This window comes from Enterobacter sp. MALB-1, from assembly GCF_041021625.1.
Lineage (GTDB): Bacteria > Pseudomonadota > Gammaproteobacteria > Enterobacterales > Enterobacteriaceae > Enterobacter > Enterobacter oligotrophicus.
The window spans coordinates 1,543,473-1,560,127 of sequence record NZ_JBDPJL010000001.1; the positions used below are offsets into that span (position 1 = coordinate 1,543,473).

Annotated in this window: 10 protein-coding genes; 7 read left to right on the top strand and 3 right to left on the bottom strand. The window is 53.8% G+C overall.

All coding sequences use genetic code 11. The features are described 5' to 3' along the window. Positions 1-138: 138 nt before the first annotated feature. Complete coding sequence (gene ubiG / locus ABGB15_RS07410) at positions 139-867, bottom strand: bifunctional 2-polyprenyl-6-hydroxyphenol methylase/3-demethylubiquinol 3-O-methyltransferase UbiG (RefSeq protein WP_152081679.1); 729 nt, start codon at positions 865-867, stop codon at positions 139-141. 146 nt (positions 868-1,013) lie between these two features. Here ubiG and gyrA point away from each other — a divergent pair, with 146 nt between their 5' ends. Beyond that, on the top strand, positions 1,014-3,650 hold the full coding sequence (gyrA, locus tag ABGB15_RS07415; protein ID WP_152081678.1) for a DNA topoisomerase (ATP-hydrolyzing) subunit A: 2,637 nt from the start codon (positions 1,014-1,016) through the stop codon (positions 3,648-3,650). A 135-nt stretch (positions 3,651-3,785) separates the two neighbouring features. Continuing rightward, on the top strand, positions 3,786-6,632 hold the full coding sequence (rcsC, locus tag ABGB15_RS07420) for a two-component system sensor histidine kinase RcsC (RefSeq protein ID WP_152081677.1): 2,847 nt from the start codon (positions 3,786-3,788) through the stop codon (positions 6,630-6,632). A 111-nt stretch (positions 6,633-6,743) separates the two neighbouring features. Here rcsC and rcsB read toward each other — a convergent pair whose 3' ends face one another. Further along, the gene (rcsB, locus tag ABGB15_RS07425) at positions 6,744-7,394 is read right to left on the bottom strand and encodes a response regulator transcription factor RcsB (RefSeq protein ID WP_003859405.1); all 651 of its coding nucleotides are present in this window, start codon (positions 7,392-7,394) and stop codon (positions 6,744-6,746) included. A gap of 16 nt (positions 7,395-7,410) precedes the next feature. After that, positions 7,411-10,083: a phosphotransferase RcsD gene (gene rcsD, locus ABGB15_RS07430; RefSeq protein WP_152081675.1), complete on the bottom strand. Its 2,673-nt coding sequence runs from the start codon at positions 10,081-10,083 to the stop codon at positions 7,411-7,413. Positions 10,084-10,826: 743 nt separating this feature from the next. Here rcsD and ABGB15_RS07435 point away from each other — a divergent pair. From ABGB15_RS07435 to ABGB15_RS07455, 5 genes are all read left to right on the top strand, one after another. Then, positions 10,827-11,933, top strand: coding sequence for a porin OmpC (locus ABGB15_RS07435; protein ID WP_215722386.1), 1,107 nt, complete (start codon positions 10,827-10,829; stop codon positions 11,931-11,933). A 114-nt stretch (positions 11,934-12,047) separates the two neighbouring features. After that, positions 12,048-13,103 carry an FAD:protein FMN transferase ApbE gene (gene apbE / locus ABGB15_RS07440; protein ID WP_152081673.1) on the top strand — a complete coding sequence of 352 codons (1,056 nt, stop codon included), beginning with the start codon at positions 12,048-12,050 and terminating at the stop codon, positions 13,101-13,103. A 72-nt stretch (positions 13,104-13,175) separates the two neighbouring features. After that, complete coding sequence (gene ada, locus ABGB15_RS07445) at positions 13,176-14,234, top strand: bifunctional DNA-binding transcriptional regulator/O6-methylguanine-DNA methyltransferase Ada (RefSeq protein ID WP_152084398.1); 1,059 nt, start codon at positions 13,176-13,178, stop codon at positions 14,232-14,234. Next, positions 14,234-14,890, top strand: a complete 657-nt coding sequence (alkB, locus tag ABGB15_RS07450) for a DNA oxidative demethylase AlkB (RefSeq protein WP_215722385.1) — start codon at positions 14,234-14,236, stop codon at positions 14,888-14,890. The genes ada and alkB overlap by 1 nt, the downstream gene beginning before the upstream one ends. Positions 14,891-14,960: 70 nt before the next feature. Beyond that, positions 14,961-16,604, top strand: a complete 1,644-nt coding sequence (locus ABGB15_RS07455) for a multidrug ABC transporter permease/ATP-binding protein (RefSeq protein ID WP_215722384.1) — start codon at positions 14,961-14,963, stop codon at positions 16,602-16,604. Positions 16,605-16,655: the final 51 nt, after the last annotated feature.

The following is a 16,655-nucleotide window of genomic DNA, read 5'->3' on the forward strand; positions in this document are numbered from 1 at the left end:
TCGTACCGTAAGGCCTGGAAGAGATGTCAATAATTAAGAAAAAAAATTCAAAATTTGATCGAGTGCTGATTTCTTCAACGAGAGGTCAGAATTGCGCAACATGATGTCGCGCAATCTTTATAAGAATAGTTTATGACGTTAGTCGTTTTTAGCGGTTGTATGCAACATATAGTTAACATCCACGCCCGGTGCGAGTTTGAATTTGTCCGTTAATGGATTGTAATGCAGTCCGGTCATGTGCTGCTCTTTGAGCCAGGTCTGATCAACCCAGCTCAGTAATTCGGCAGGCTTGATGAATTTCTTCACGTCGTGTGTGCCTTTCGGCACCATGCGCAGGACATATTCCGCCCCGACGACGGCCATCAGCCAGGCTTTTCCGTTACGGTTGATGGTGGAGAAAAAGACCTGGCCGCCCGGCTTCACCAGTTTTGCACAAGCACTCACCACGGATTGCGGATCGGGGACGTGCTCCAGCATTTCCATGCAGGTCACCACATCGTACTGGTGGGCATGTTTTGCCGCGTGTTCTTCCACGGTCTCCTGCACATACTCTACCTGCACACCGGATTCCAGCGCATGAAGGCGCGCCACCTGCAGCGGTTCGAAACCCATATCGAGGCCAGTGACCGTGGCCCCTTCGCGCGCCATGCTCTCTGCGAGGATACCGCCGCCACAGCCAACGTCGAGCACCTTCTTACCGAACAGACCGCCGGAACGCGCCGCGATATAGCCCAGACGCAGCGGATTGATGCGATGCAGAGGCTTGAACTCACCTTCGAGATCCCACCAGCGGGACGCCACCGCTTCAAATTTGGCAATCTCTTCGTGGTCAACGTTGTGAGCCACCGGGGATTTTTCGGCATTCATGGGCGCTTTTACTCCTTATTTTGCAAGACTTCGGAGTATATCAGGCTACGCGAGTGAATAAAGCGTATAGGTTTACCTCAATCACCGCGGCTGTGTTATAATTTGCGACCTTTGAATCCGGGATACAGTAGAGGGATAGCGGTTAGATGAGCGACCTTGCGAGAGAAATTACACCGGTTAACATCGAGGAAGAGCTGAAGAGCTCCTATCTGGACTATGCGATGTCGGTCATTGTTGGCCGTGCGCTGCCGGACGTCCGCGATGGCCTGAAGCCGGTACACCGTCGCGTACTATACGCCATGAACGTATTGGGCAATGACTGGAATAAAGCCTACAAAAAATCTGCCCGTGTCGTTGGTGACGTAATCGGTAAATACCATCCCCATGGTGATTCCGCGGTGTACGACACTATCGTCCGTATGGCGCAGCCTTTCTCGCTGCGTTACATGCTGGTAGATGGCCAGGGTAACTTTGGTTCTATCGACGGCGACTCCGCCGCGGCAATGCGTTATACGGAAATCCGTCTGGCGAAGATTGCCCATGAGCTGATGGCCGACCTGGAAAAAGAGACGGTTGATTTCGTTGATAACTATGACGGCACGGAAAAAATTCCTGACGTTATGCCAACGAAAATTCCTAACCTGCTGGTGAACGGCTCGTCCGGTATCGCCGTGGGTATGGCAACCAACATTCCGCCGCACAACATCACGGAAGTGATTAACGGCTGCCTGGCCTACATCGACGATGAAGACATCAGCATTGAAGGGCTGATGGAACACATTCCTGGCCCGGACTTCCCGACGGCGGCGATCATCAACGGTCGTCGTGGTATTGAAGAAGCGTACCGCACCGGTCGCGGCAAGATTTACATCCGTGCCCGCGCCGAAGTGGAAGCGGACGCCAAAACCGGCCGTGAAACCATCATTGTTCATGAGATCCCGTATCAGGTGAACAAGGCTCGTCTGATTGAAAAAATCGCCGAGCTGGTAAAAGAAAAACGTGTTGAAGGTATCAGCGCCCTGCGTGACGAGTCTGATAAAGACGGTATGCGCATTGTGATTGAAATCAAACGCGACGCAGTGGGTGAGGTTGTCCTGAACAACCTGTACTCTCAGACTCAGCTTCAGGTCTCCTTCGGTATTAACATGGTTGCGCTGCACCATGGTCAGCCGAAGATCATGAATCTGAAAGAGATCCTGAGCGCGTTTGTGCGTCACCGTCGTGAAGTGGTGACCCGTCGTACCATCTTTGAACTGCGCAAAGCGCGCGACCGTGCGCATATCCTCGAAGCACTGGCCGTTGCTCTGGCTAATATCGACCCGATCATCGAGCTGATCCGTCGCGCGCCGACGCCAGCAGAAGCGAAAGCATCCCTGATTGCCCGTCCGTGGGATCTGGGCAACGTGGCCGCGATGCTGGAACGTGCGGGCGATGACGCGGCGCGTCCTGAGTGGCTGGAGCCTGAATTCGGCGTGCGTGACGGTCAGTACTACCTGACTGAGCAGCAGGCCCAGGCGATTCTGGATCTGCGTCTGCAGAAACTGACCGGCCTTGAGCACGAAAAACTGCTCGACGAGTACAAAGAGCTGCTGGAGCAGATTGCCGAGCTGCTGCATATCCTCGGTAGCGCAGAGCGCCTGATGGAAGTGATCCGCGAAGAGCTGGAACTGGTCCGCGATCAGTTCGGCGATGAGCGCCGCACTGAAATCACTGCGAACAGCTCTGATATCAACATTGAAGATCTGATCAACCGCGAAGATGTGGTGGTCACCCTGTCTCACCAGGGCTATGTGAAGTATCAGCCGTTGACCGACTACGAAGCACAGCGTCGTGGCGGTAAAGGCAAATCTGCGGCACGTATTAAAGAAGAAGACTTTATTGACCGCCTGCTGGTGGCGAATACCCATGACACGATCCTCTGCTTCTCCAGCCGTGGTCGTCTGTACTGGATGAAGGTTTATCAGCTGCCGGAAGCGAGCCGTGGCGCGCGTGGCCGTCCAATCGTCAACCTGCTGCCGCTGGAAGCGAACGAACGTATCACCGCTATCCTGCCGGTACGCGAGTACGAAGAGGGCGTGAACGTCTTTATGGCGACCGCGAGCGGTACCGTGAAGAAAACCGCGCTGACCGAGTTCAGCCGTCCACGTTCAGCCGGTATTATCGCCGTGAACCTGAACGAAGGTGACGAACTGATCGGCGTGGATCTGACCTCCGGTTCTGATGAAGTGATGCTGTTCTCTGCGGCCGGTAAAGTGGTGCGCTTTAAAGAGAACGCGGTCCGCGCAATGGGCCGTACCGCAACGGGCGTTCGCGGTATCAAGCTGGCGGGTGAAGATTCCGTTGTTTCCCTGATTGTTCCGCGTGGTGAAGGTGCAATCCTTACCGTTACGCAGAATGGCTACGGTAAACGGACGGCGGAAAGTGAATATCCGACCAAGTCCCGTGGTACGCAGGGCGTTATCTCCATCAAAGTGACCGAGCGCAACGGTTCCGTTGTCGGCGCGGTGCAGGTCGATGATACTGACCAGATCATGATGATCACCGATGCCGGTACGCTGGTGCGTACCCGCGTTTCCGAGATCAGCGTGGTGGGTCGTAACACCCAGGGCGTGATCCTCATCCGTACTGCGGAAGATGAAAACGTGGTGGGTCTGCAGCGTGTTGCAGAGCCGGTGGATGACGAAGAACTCGACTCTATCGACGGTAGCGTCGCGGAAGGTGATGATGAAATCGCACCGGAAGCGGATACCGACGACGAAGCAGCGGATGACGCTGACGAGTAATGTCTCCTGACGCAAAAAGGGCCGGTTTCCGGCCCTTTTCTTTTGCACAAGCAGACAAGTGAACGTTGCGACAAGGCGCGTTTACCGCTACCTTAACCACATTCTTTTTGACCCCGACGGCGGAGCCTCGCCCCCTTGAAATACCTCGTCTCCTTTCGTACCACGCTGAAAGTCTCTCGCTACCTGTTTCGGGCGCTGGCACTACTGCTTTGGCTGCTGGTGGCGTTGTTCTCGGTGTTTTACATCGTTAACGCGTTACACCAGAAAGAAGCGGAGATCCGCCAGGAGTTCAATTTAAGCTCCGATCAGGCCCAGCGTTATATTCAGCGAACTTCCGACGTCATGAAGGAGCTGAAGTACATTGCCGAAAACCGGCTGACGGCGGAAAACGGCATTCTTGCCATTCGTGGGCGAAATGAAAAAACCGAAGTGCCTGATTTTGAGCCTTTGTTCCCGGACTCCGACTGTTCAACCATGGGCAATGCCTGGCGCGGTTCGCTGGAGTCGCTTGCATGGTTTATGCGCTACTGGCGTGACAATTTTTCTGCCGCCTATGATCTGAACCGCGTTTTCCTCATTGGCAGCGACAACCTCTGTATGGCGGATTTTGGCCTGCGCGACATCCCCGTTGAGCGCGATGACGCCCTGAAAAGCCTGCACGAACGGATCGTGAAATACCGTAATGCACCGCAGGAGGAGCGGGGTAACAACCTGTTCTGGATTAGCCAGGGACCGCGTATGGGCGTGGGCTACTTCTATGCTCTCACACCGGTCTATCTGGGCAATCGTCTGCAGGCGCTGCTGGGGATTGAACAGACGATCCGTATGGAAAACTTCTTCACGCCGGGCAGTTTGCCGATGGGGGTGACCATCCTTGATGAGAACGGCCATACGCTTATTTCCCTTGTCGGGCCGGAGAACCGTTTAAAAGTCGATCCACACTGGATGCAGGAGCGTTCGTGGTTTGGCTACACCTCCGGTTTCCGCGAGCTGGTGCTGAAGAAGAGTTTACCCCCTTCGTCGTTGAGTATTGTGTACTCGCTGCCTGTCGATATGGTGCTGGAGCGTATCCGCATTCTTATTCTGAACGCCATTTTGCTGAATGTGCTGGTTGGTGTGGTGTTGTTTATGCTGGCGCGGATGTATGAGCGTCGGATCTTTATCCCTGCCGAAAGTGATGCCCAGCGCCTTGAAGAACACGAGCAGTTTAATCGCAAGATTGTGGCCTCTGCGCCCGTTGGGATCTGTATCCTGCGTACCCAGGATGGCACGAATATCCTCAGTAACGAGCTGGCACATAACTACCTGAACATGCTGACGCATGAGGACAGGCAACGGCTGACGCAGATTATCTGCGGGCAGCAGGTAAACTTTGTGGATGTGCTGACCAGTACCCACACCAACCTGCAAATTAGCTTCGTGCATTCGCGCTATCGTAATGAAAACGTAGCGATTTGCGTGCTGGTGGATGTCTCTGCGCGCGTGAAGATGGAAGAGTCGCTGCAGGAGATGGCGCAGGCGGCAGAACAGGCCAGCCAGTCGAAATCGATGTTCCTGGCTACCGTCAGCCACGAATTGCGCACACCACTTTACGGGATCATCGGTAACCTCGATCTGCTGCAGACCAAAGAACTGCCGAAAGGGGTCGACCGTCTGGTCACGGCGATGAACAACTCCTCAAGCCTGCTGCTGAAAATCATCAGCGATATTCTCGACTTCTCCAAGATTGAGTCTGAGCAGTTGAAAATTGAGCCGCGTGAGTTCTCGCCGCGCGAGGTGATGAACCATATCAGCGCTAACTATTTGCCGCTGGTGGTGCGTAAACAACTGGGGCTTTACTGCTTTATTGAGCCGGATGTGCCGCTGACGTTGCACGGCGATCCGATGCGCCTGCAGCAGGTCATCTCGAACCTTCTGAGCAACGCTATCAAATTCACCGACACTGGCTGTATTGTGCTGCATGTCTGTCGGGCAGGGGACTACCTGCGCATCCGCGTGCGTGACACCGGCGTAGGTATCCCGGCGAAGGAAGTTGTCCGTCTGTTTGATCCCTTCTTCCAGGTGGGCACTGGCGTGCAGCGCAATTTCCAGGGCACCGGGCTGGGGCTGGCGATCTGTGAGAAGCTCATCAGCATGATGGACGGTGATATCTCCGTTGATACCGAACCCGGCATGGGAAGCCAGTTCACCATCCGCATTCCGCTCTATTCCGCGCAGTATCCGGCGAAAGCAACCGTTGACGGATTGAGTGATAAACGCTGTTGGCTGGCGGTGCATAATGCATCCTTACAGGATTTTCTTGCTTCACTGCTGACCAGCAGCGGTGTGCGGGTCTCGCGGTATGAAGGCCAGACGCCGGATGCTGACGATATGCTGATTACCGATGGCGAACTGGAACAGGCGTGGACGGGCAGAGGCGTCGTGACGTTCTGCCGTCGTCATATTGGGATACCCGCAGAGCGTGCGCCTGGTGAATGGGTGCACAGCGTGGCGACGCCTCATGAGCTTCTGGGGCTGCTGGCACGCATTTACAGCGTACAGCTGGAAGACAGCGATGGCACAGCGGCACTGCCGTCACCGGATGCGCTGGCACTGGCTAATGACGATATGATGATTCTGGTGGTGGACGACCATCCGATTAACCGCCGCCTGCTGGCCGATCAGCTCGGTTCGCTGGGGTATCAGTGTAAAACGGCCAATGACGGTGTGGATGCCCTGAATGTGCTGAGCAAAAACCACATTGATATTGTCCTCAGTGATGTGAACATGCCAAATATGGACGGCTACCGTCTGACCCAGCGCATTCGTCAGCTTGGTCTGACGCTCCCGGTGGTTGGGGTAACGGCAAACGCCCTGGCGGAAGAGAAGCAGCGCTGTCTCGAATCCGGTATGGACAGCTGTCTGTCGAAACCGGTGACGCTGGACGTGCTGAAGCAGACGTTATCTGTCTATGCGGATCGCGTGAGGAAAACGAGAATATAAAAAAGGCCCGAAAGGGCCTTTTTTATTTGCCCGGCGGCGCTTCGGTTGCGCGGGCCTGCGGGGAGTGCATGCCGGGTAAGCGCGAGCGCCACCCGGCATTGACAGCGGGAATCAATCCTTGTCCGTCGCGCTCAGCGTGACAGAGGAGAGATAGTTCAGCAGGGCAATATCGTTATCCACGCCCAGTTTCATCATTGCTGATTTCTTCTGGCTACTGATGGTTTTGATACTGCGGTTCAGCTTCTTGGCAATCTCAGTCACCAGGAAACCTTCAGCGAACAGGCGCAGAACTTCGCTCTCTTTTGGTGACAGGCGTTTATCGCCATAACCACCCGCACTGATTTTTTCCAGCAGACGAGAGACGCTTTCAGGCGTGAATTTCTTGCCTTTCTGCAGCGCAGCCAGCGCTTTCGGTAGATCGGTCGGCGCACCCTGTTTCAGGACAATCCCTTCGATATCCAGATCCAGTACGGCGCTCAAAATAGCCGGATTATTGTTCATGGTCAGAACAATGATCGAGATGTCCGGGAAGTGACGTTTGATGTATTTGATAAGCGTGATCCCATCACCGTATTTGTCTCCAGGCATGGAGAGATCGGTAATGAGCACGTGCGCATCAAGTTTCGGGAGGTTATTGATCAGTGCTGTAGAGTCTTCAAATTCACCGACTACATTCACCCACTCGATCTGTTCAAGCGATTTGCGAATACCGAACAGTACAATCGGATGGTCATCGGCAATAATTACGTTCATATTGTTCATGTATAAGGCTACCTTGCTACAGCAAGCTCTTGACATAGGTGTCAATGTCGCTGATGTATTTTTCAATGCCAGAGGCATCTTTCTCACGAATTAGATGTTCCAGCGTTTCACATAACTGCTTGCCGGGAACCAGATTAAGCATGGCAAACACCCCTTTAAGCCGGTGTGCTGTCTGTGCCAGCGCCGCAAAATCATTCGCAGCGGACTCAGTATACAACCGCTTAACATCATCTGGTACTGTATCAACAAAGAGTGAATAATATCCGCTGGCGTGGAGCTCGGCATTTTCATTGCCGCCTAACGGTGATTCCGCTATCTCTTCCTGCGCCAGCTGTTCTTCTATAAGTTGTAGTACAGCTTCCTGCATTGCATTACTCATATTAAAGTTTACGCGCATCTGCCCAGGGCCGATTTTTCGCACGCCTGGCTCATCATCGCTTAAAAGCAAGCCGGAGGCAGTAAGATTAGACGGATTATCAGTTAAAAACAGATCAAATTCTTGACTCGCGAGCCTTTCGTCCGGGGTGATGCAGGCCGCGCCCCAGTTTTCTAACTGACGAACCACAATATTACGGATCTCATTTGATGTCACATCCACCATCACTATCACCTCATCCAGCAGGCGTTCTTCATCTTCTTCCTGTGGATTGGCGGCCATTTTAACATGCAGTGAGTAACGGGTGCCGAGCGACTCACGCGCCTTGATATTCAGATGGCCACCGAGTTTACGCGCCAGCTGGTCGCACAGCCAGAAGGTGAGGGCATTGGCCTTGCCATAGCGATCGCTTTGGGTATCGTTCAGGAACGGGAAATGCAGGTTATCGATTTCACTCACGGTAACGCCTTCACCGGTGTCCAGAATGCGGAACGTCAGACGATCATCTGTCGATTCGTCGGTGCTGACTTCAAGCGTGATTTTGCCGATCTGCGTCGTGGTCACCGCATACTGAATGAGCATCAGCAGTATGCGACGCAGCGCTTCACGATCCCCGTGGCGTTCATCATTCGCCGGCAAATGGTTGTTGATGAGCAGTTGTAGCCCTTTGCGCTTAATGACGGGCAGGACGTCCGGAACCACTTCATCGATCAGATCCTGAATAGAGAAGAGCGTTGCAGTTCCCTTCCAGATGTCGTTTTCCAGCATGTTAGCCAGCTGGATTTCATCGACCAGACGCACCAGCGAGTCGGCCTGGTTGGTCAACTGCTGGCTTTCTGGCGTGTTCAGGCTTGCGGCCTGCGCGGCCAGCGTTTTGAGCGGCTGCTTGAAGGCATCGCCAATATTCTGCATAAACGCCGCGCGACCCTGCTGGTTTTTCTCATACAGCCTTTGCGCCTGCTTGAGTTTTTTATTCACCAGCACTTCACGGTCCTGGTCGCGGATAACAAAGATTTGCGTGCGTGACGCAACCTGGCTACGGAACTGGCGGATCTCATACAGTTCATTATTGATGGTGGCCTGAATCACGCCCTGATGCTGGTCTGCCATGCTGGTGATGTTTTGCAGGTTAAGATGCGGAAGCAGGTGGTCGGCAATCTTGTTGCTCATCACCGTACGGTTTGCTTCCTGGTCGTGAACTAACACTCCGAGTGGCAGTACGGAAATGATCTCTTCATTCAGTGCGCGCAGTACGCGTAACTCATTGCTGGTCCCGGTGGAGACAGATGTGGCGTCACTCTGACGCGAGGGCTGGAAACGGAACGTGCTGTAGCCAAACAGCGCCAGCGCCAGCAGGCCGATATTCAGCAGAAGCGGCAGCAGAATGTTTTGCAGGGTGTCGAGCAGCAACGTACCAAAAGGCACCTGCCACACCAGGCGCATGCCGGTTGAGTTCAACGATGAGGCAATCTCAATCTTCGAGCCGTTAAACGAAATAGAGACGCTTTCGGCATTCTCTTTGTCCGGCGGCGTTCGCATATTTTGTGTGCTGTTATCGGGCTCCAGACGGAAGCTGTCCAGCGGCATATCCGGCGGGATCAGATCGTTAATGGGCAGATCGAAGGCGACCACGGTAGCCAGATGTCCAGGCTGGTTAAAGGTGGTGCGCAGCGTAAAATAGTGGCCATTTTGCCAGGCCAGACGGCGCAGGGAGGAGAAACTTTCACGTTCATCAAGCGCGTTGGCCTGTTGCAACATTTCAGCCCGACGGGAATCGACAATGCTGCCCACCGTCGTCTCTTTAAAACCAGACGAGAGATCTTTAAGCGGCAGGGTAGAGATCAGGATCATGCTGTTGTCCTGACCGTTCAGGTAGTACATCGACCACGGAACCGTCTCGGCACCCCACAGGGTATCAAGATAGGCCGAAATCCGCTGCGTCATCTCAAGCGTCGCGCTGTCATGCGAGCCGAATATCAGCGCTTCTGTTTTGCGCTGCGGCTTTTCGAGGTAATAGACATCCTGCTTGAGACGGGTTTCCTGCAAACCTTCCCCGGAGGAGGTCGCGGGTGTTGCGGCGATATTGTCGTAGATTTGCCATGTTGCATAACGCCAGGTATCGATGCGTTTATGCACTGCATGAGTGATATCGACAATCTGATAGCTCTTGTCCTTAAGCCAGGCATTGACGGCACTCTGGACCATCACTCCCATCGTGACTAACAGCACAACGATCAACAGAAGAAAGAAACGGGTGATGCTCCCAGGGAGAAGGGAAAATTTGCTTGGGGCAGTAGTTTCAGTCTGACTCATTGATTTGTATAACCCGTGATGGCCGCGCTTAAAGGGGATAGGGCAGTATAAAGGGTAATAACTGAATTTCCAGCGTCCTTGTCAGTGGGCAGAATACTTTTTCTGTACCGCTGAACGTTCTCCTGGGTTGCGTTAAATGTGTACGAAATGAGAAGGAATGTACAAATAAAGGACTAACTCATGGAAAGAATAGCACGAATTAACAAGAAATTAAGTTTTTCGATGTGTGTAAACCCGGTCAGATGGAGGCAGATGAGATTTAGTTAATAGTCGTTATAATTTCCACCTGGTAGCACAAGAAAATTATAATTACGTAAAGAAAGGTAAAAAAAAACCGAATGCTGAGCATTCGGTTCAATTAGGGATAAACAGACATTCAAAGCTGAATGACGGTAATAAATAAAGTTAATGATGATAGCGAGAGTTATTTTAGTGAGATTAAGTGATTTTGTTTTGTCTTTCAGTGCTGTAACCGTTTTTGGTGTAAGTTATTGATTACATTGCAATGAAATTTTATTTTGATTATTAGTGCTATATTTTTGAACGCTTTGTGCTTTGTAAAAGTTCCTCCAAATTTACAAATTGAAACATCTTGTTGGTAGAATGAAACATCTTCAAAGTTTTAGTATCATATTCGCATTGGATTATTCTGCATTTTTGCGGAGAATGAACTTGCCGACTGGTTAAGAGGGTTAACCGGTAAGCAGTGGTAATAATAAGGCATATAACAGAGGGTTAATAAAATGAAAGTTAAAGTACTGTCCCTCCTGGTACCAGCACTGCTGGTAGCAGGCGCAGCAAATGCGGCTGAAATTTATAACAAAGACGGCAACAAATTAGATCTGTACGGTAAAGTTGATGGCCTGCACTATTTCTCCGATGACGATGGTGCGGATGGCGACCAGACCTACATGCGTCTTGGCTTCAAAGGTGAAACCCAGGTTAACGATCAGGTGACCGGCTACGGTCAGTGGGAATACCAGATTCAGGGTAACACTGACGAAAGCGATAACCAGTCCTGGACGCGTGTGGCATTCGCGGGTGTGAAATTCGCTGAAGCGGGCTCTTTCGATTACGGTCGTAACTACGGCGTCATCTACGACGTAACGTCCTGGACTGACGTTCTGCCAGAATTTGGCGGCGACACCTACGGTGCAGATAACTTCCTGCAATCCCGTGCTAACGGCGTTGCAACCTACCGTAACCAGGACTTCTTCGGTCTGGTTGATGGCCTGAACTTTGCTCTGCAGTATCAGGGCAAAAACGGCAGCGTAAGCGGTGAAAACGACACCGGCCGTAGCACCCTGAAACAAAACGGTGACGGTTACGGCGCGTCTCTGACCTACAACCTGGGCGAAGGCTTCAGCATCGGTGGTGCGATGTCCTCTTCCAAACGTACTTCAGACCAGAACAACACTGACGCGCTGGGTGATGGCGATCGCGCAGAAGTTTACTCTGGTGGTCTGAAATATGACGCCAACAATATTTACCTGGCGGCACAATACTCTCAGACCTATAACGCAACCCGTTTCGGCGACTCTCAGAGCAGCAGCGACATCTACGGTTTTGCTAACAAAGCGCAGAACTTTGAAGTGGTTGCGCAGTACCAGTTCGACTTCGGTCTGCGTCCATCCGTGGCTTACCTGCAGTCCAAAGGTAAAGACATTGAAGGTTACGGCGATCAGGATCTGCTGAAATATGTTGATGTTGGCGCGACTTACTACTTCAACAAAAACATGTCTACCTATGTTGACTACAAAATCAACCTGCTGGATGACAACACCTTCACTCGCCAGGCGGGTGTAAGCACTGATGACATCGTAGCGCTGGGTCTGGTTTACCAGTTCTAATCGCTTCACGGTATTGCTAAGGGGCCAACTGGCCCCTTTTTTATGCATTTTTTAGGGTCTTCAATTCCTGCGTTTTGGTGTACTCTTGCCGCCCTGGCATGAGGATAATAATGAATGGACATGACTTTTTTACGCGCCAGCTTTCTGGCTACCCTTTTTTTTCTGACAGCATGCGACTCTTCCACACCTCCGGCAAAAACGAACGCGCCAGCGGCGACGGTGCTGGAAGGCAAGACGATGGGCACCTTCTGGCGCGTCAGCGTGATGAATCTCGACAACGCGCGTGCTGACGAACTTCGCGGCAAAATCCAGTCACAGCTTGATGCTGACGATCAACTGCTCTCGACCTATAAAAACGACTCAGCGCTGATGCGTTTTAATCTGTCCACCAGCACGTCTCTTTGGCCGGTGAGCGAAGCGATGGCCGATATCGTTACTGAATCTCTACGTGTGGGCTATAAAACGCATGGTGCGATGGACGTCACCGTGGGCCCGCTGGTTAATCTCTGGGGGTTTGGCCCGAACAAACAGCCGGTTACGACACCTTCTCAGGCGGCTATTGATGACGCCCGCGCCCGCACAGGGTTGCAGCACCTGACCGTGATCAATCAGTACGGTCAGCAGTACCTGCAGAAAGACATTCCCGACCTGTATGTCGATCTCTCCACGGTTGGCGAGGGCTATGCTGCGGATCACCTGGCCGCGTTGATGGCTGAGGAAGGCATTTCGCGCTATCTGGTCTCTGTGGGTGGCGCGCTGGTCAGCCGGGGCATGAACGCCAGCGGTAAGCCATGGCGGGTGGCCATTCAAAAGCCCACCGATCAACAAAATGCGGTGCAGGCGATTGTGGATATCAATGGTCACGGCATTAGCACCTCCGGAAGTTACCGGAACTATTACGAACTTGAGGGCAAACGCATTTCGCATGTGATCGATCCGCAAACGGGTCGCCCGATCGCCCATAACCTGGTTTCTGTTACCGTCATTGCCCCGACAGCGCTGGAAGCCGACGCCTGGGACACCGGCCTGATGGTGCTCGGGCCGGAGAAGGCGAAAGAGGTGGTGCGCCAGGAAGGGTTGGCCGTCTATATGATCACCAAAGAAGCCGACGGGTTTAAAACCTGGAGCTCGCCGCAGTTCGACAGTTTCCTGGTCAGCGAGCAGAATTAAAAAGCAAGGTTGCGGGTTTTTGCTCACTGGCACTCAGGCAAGGTAGGAGTATGCTTGTAAGAGGAGCCAATGATGAAAAACGCAACCTTTACCACCGATGAGGATCGCTGGCTGGCTGTTCTGGCCCGCGACCCTCGTGCAGATACTCAGTTTGTCTTTGCCGTGCAGACAACCGGCATTTTTTGTCGCCCGTCCTGTCGCGCCCGCCACGCACTGCGTAAGAACGTTCTTTTTTATCCCGATGCCCGACACGCTGCGCTTGCCGGGTTTCGCCCCTGTAAGCGTTGTATGCCCGACAAACGCGATCCGCAGGAGCAGAAGGTGGCAAAAGTTGAACTGGCCTGCCGTCTGCTGGAGCAGGACCCGTCGTTGACGCTGGAGACACTCGCGCAGCAGGTTGCAACCAGTCCGTTCCATTTCCACCGCCTGTTTAAATCCGTGACCGGGATGACGCCGAAAGCCTGGCAGCAGGCGGCGCGGGAACAGCGGCTGCGCAGTGCGCTGGCGCAGGGGGATAAAATCACCGACGCCGTACTGGCAGCCGGTTTTCCGGATAGCAGCAGCTATTACCGTAAAGCCGATGGCGCACTGGGAATGACGGCGAAACAGTATCGCAAAGGGGATGTTGCGGTACGTTACGCAACCAGTGACTGTTCATTAGGCCGCTGTCTGGTAGGAGAGAGTGAACGGGGGATCTGTGCCATATTGCTGGGCGATAACGACGCGGTGTTAACTGCAGAACTGTTAGCGCTGTTTCCGAACGCTGAGCGGGAACCGATGGAAGGCGAATTTGCCCTGCGCGTTCAGCAGGTCATTGCCAGTATCGACAGTCGCGCCACGCCGCTATCGCTCCCGCTGGATATTCGCGGAACGGCCTTTCAGCAGCAAGTCTGGCAGGCACTGCGCGCCATTCCCTGTGGTGAAACGGCAAGCTACCAGCAGGTGGCTCGGGCGCTTGGTAAACCGAATGCCGTGCGTGCCGTGGCGGCTGCCTGTGCTGCTAATAAACTGGCGATTATTATTCCGTGTCACCGTGTGGTGCGTAATGACGGGGCACTTTCAGGTTATCGCTGGGGTATTGCCCGAAAAGCGCAGTTGTTGAAACGTGAGGCAAAAAACCAGGAGGGATAATGCTCGATCTTTTTGCCGATGCCGAACCCTGGCAGGAGCCGCTGGCACCAGGTGCGGTGATCTTACGCCGCTTTGCTTTGTCGCGCGCGGAAGTGCTGTTTAGCGATATTCATGCTGTGGCGGCACGCTCGCCGTTTCGCCATATGGTGACGCCGGGTGGGTACACCATGTCGGTGGCGATGACCAATTGTGGTCAGTTGGGCTGGGCGACGAACGAACGTGGCTATTTGTATGCACCGGAAGACCCCCTAACCGGCAAGCCGTGGCCACCGATACCTGCAGCTTTTCAGGCGCTGTGCCATGCTGCTGCCGTGGAAGCAGGCTATGCCGATTTTCAGCCAGATGCCTGCCTGATCAATCGCTATGCCGTGGGGGCAAAACTCTCTTTGCATCAGGATAAGGACGAGCCGGACCTGCGGGCACCGATTGTCTCTGTCTCACTCGGTCTGCCCGCCGTGTTTCAGTTTGGCGGCCTGAAGCGCAACGATCAGCTCAAACGGCTGATGCTTGAGCACGGGGATGTGGTGGTGTGGGGCAGGGAGTCGCGGCTTTATTATCATGGTGTTCAGCCGCTTAAGCCTGGCGTTCATCCGCTGACGGGTGAGTTTCGCTACAACCTGACCTTCCGGCAGGCATCGTATGGCGAATTAAAATAAGAATTATTCTTGATGTGCGCGCTGGGCAGTTTAAACTGCTGGCTGATTTTTATTGCCCGGATAGCTCTGCATGCAACTACTCATTCTTGTCTGGTGTCAGTACCGCTGGCCTTTTATCGCTGTGATGGCATTGAGCCTTGCCAGCGCCGCGTTAGGTATTGGTCTGATCGCGTTCATTAACGTGCGTTTGATCGAAATGGTCGATACGTCATTGTCCGTTCTGCCGGAATTTCTGGGTTTGCTGCTGCTGTTGATGGCGGTAACGCTCGGTTCGCAGCTGGCGCTGACCGCGCTTGGTCACCATTTTGTTTTCCGTCTGCGCAGTGAGTTTATCAAGCGCATTCTGGATACGCAGGTGGAGCGTGTGGAGCAACTCGGAAGTGCTTCTCTGCTGGCGGGGCTGACCAGTGATGTGCGCGCCATTACCATTGCTTTTGTACGTCTGCCGGAACTGGTGCAGGGCATCATCCTGACCTTTGGCTCGGCGGCTTATCTCGCCTGGCTTTCCACCAAAATGCTGGCGGTGACCGCGCTGTGGATTGTTATCACCATCTGGGGCGGGTTCCTGCTGGTGTCGCGCGTCTATAAACACATGGCGGTGTTGCGTGAAACTGAAGACAAGCTCTATAACGATTATCAGACGGTGCTGGAAGGGCGCAAAGAGCTGACCCTGAACCGCGAGCGTGCCGAGCATATTTTTAACAACCTCTATATCCCGGATGCGCGCGAATATCGCCACCATATTATTCGCGCCGACACTTTCCACCTGAGTGCGGTGAACTGGTCAAACATTATGATGCTGGGGGCCATTGGCCTGGTGTTCTGGATGGCAAACAGCCTGGGCTGGGCGGATACGAACGTCGCGGCAACCTACTCGCTGACGCTGCTGTTTTTGCGCACGCCGCTGCTCTCCGCCGTTGGTGCGTTGCCGACGCTGCTGAGCGCCCAGGTCGCGTTTAACAAGCTCAGGAAATTTGACCTTGCGCCGTTTAAAGCCGAGTTTCCGCGCCCGCAGGTATACCCGAACTGGCAAACGCTGGAGCTGCGTAACGTGACGTTCCGCTATCAGGATAATGCGTTTTCCGTCGGGCCTGTCAACCTGACGATCCACCGCGGCGAGCTGCTGTTCCTCATCGGCGGCAATGGTAGCGGAAAATCGACCCTGGCGATGTTGCTCACTGGGCTCTACCAGCCGCAATCGGGCGAAATTTTGCTGGATGGCAAAGCGCTGAGCGCTGAAAAACCTGAGGACTATCGCAAACTTTTCTCGGCGGTGTTCACCGACGTCTGGCTGTTTGATCAACTGCTGGGGCCAGAGGGACAGCAGGCTAACCCTGCGCTGGTGGAGAAGTGGCTTGCGCACCTGCAGATGTCGCACAAGCTGGAGTTACAGGATGGCAAAATCCTGAACCTCAAGCTCTCGAAAGGGCAGAAAAAACGTGTGGCGCTGCTGCTGGCGCTGGCGGAAGAGCGCGACATCATCCTGCTGGATGAGTGGGCGGCGGATCAGGACCCGCATTTCCGCCGCGAGTTTTATCAGGTGCTGTTGCCGCTGATGCAGGAGATGGGCAAAACCATCTTTGCCATTAGCCATGACGATCACTACTTTATCCACGCCGACCGTCTGCTGGAGATGCGCGACGGCAAGCTGAGCGAACTGACCGGCGACGAGCGCGATGCGGCGTCCCGTGATGCGGTGGCGCGCACGGCCTGATGCCAGTGTGCCGGGTGGCGGCTTCGCCTTACCCGGCCTACGATTTTGTAG

Excerpts from the sequence above, each read along its gene's own strand:
- rcsB (WP_003859405.1), bottom strand. The coding sequence starts at position 7,394 with ATGAACAATATGAACGTAATTATTGCCGATGACCATCCGATTGTACTG.
- rcsD (WP_152081675.1), bottom strand. The coding sequence starts at position 10,083 with ATGAGTCAGACTGAAACTACTGCCCCAAGCAAATTTTCCCTTCTCCCT.
- gyrA (WP_152081678.1), top strand. The coding sequence starts at position 1,014 with ATGAGCGACCTTGCGAGAGAAATTACACCGGTTAACATCGAGGAAGAG.
- ubiG (WP_152081679.1), bottom strand. The coding sequence starts at position 867 with ATGAATGCCGAAAAATCCCCGGTGGCTCACAACGTTGACCACGAAGAG.
- alkB (WP_215722385.1), top strand. The coding sequence starts at position 14,234 with ATGCTCGATCTTTTTGCCGATGCCGAACCCTGGCAGGAGCCGCTGGCA.
- ada (WP_152084398.1), top strand. The coding sequence starts at position 13,176 with ATGAAAAACGCAACCTTTACCACCGATGAGGATCGCTGGCTGGCTGTT.
- apbE (WP_152081673.1), top strand. The coding sequence starts at position 12,048 with ATGGACATGACTTTTTTACGCGCCAGCTTTCTGGCTACCCTTTTTTTT.
- ABGB15_RS07435 (WP_215722386.1), top strand. The coding sequence starts at position 10,827 with ATGAAAGTTAAAGTACTGTCCCTCCTGGTACCAGCACTGCTGGTAGCA.
- ABGB15_RS07455 (WP_215722384.1), top strand. The coding sequence starts at position 14,961 with ATGCAACTACTCATTCTTGTCTGGTGTCAGTACCGCTGGCCTTTTATC.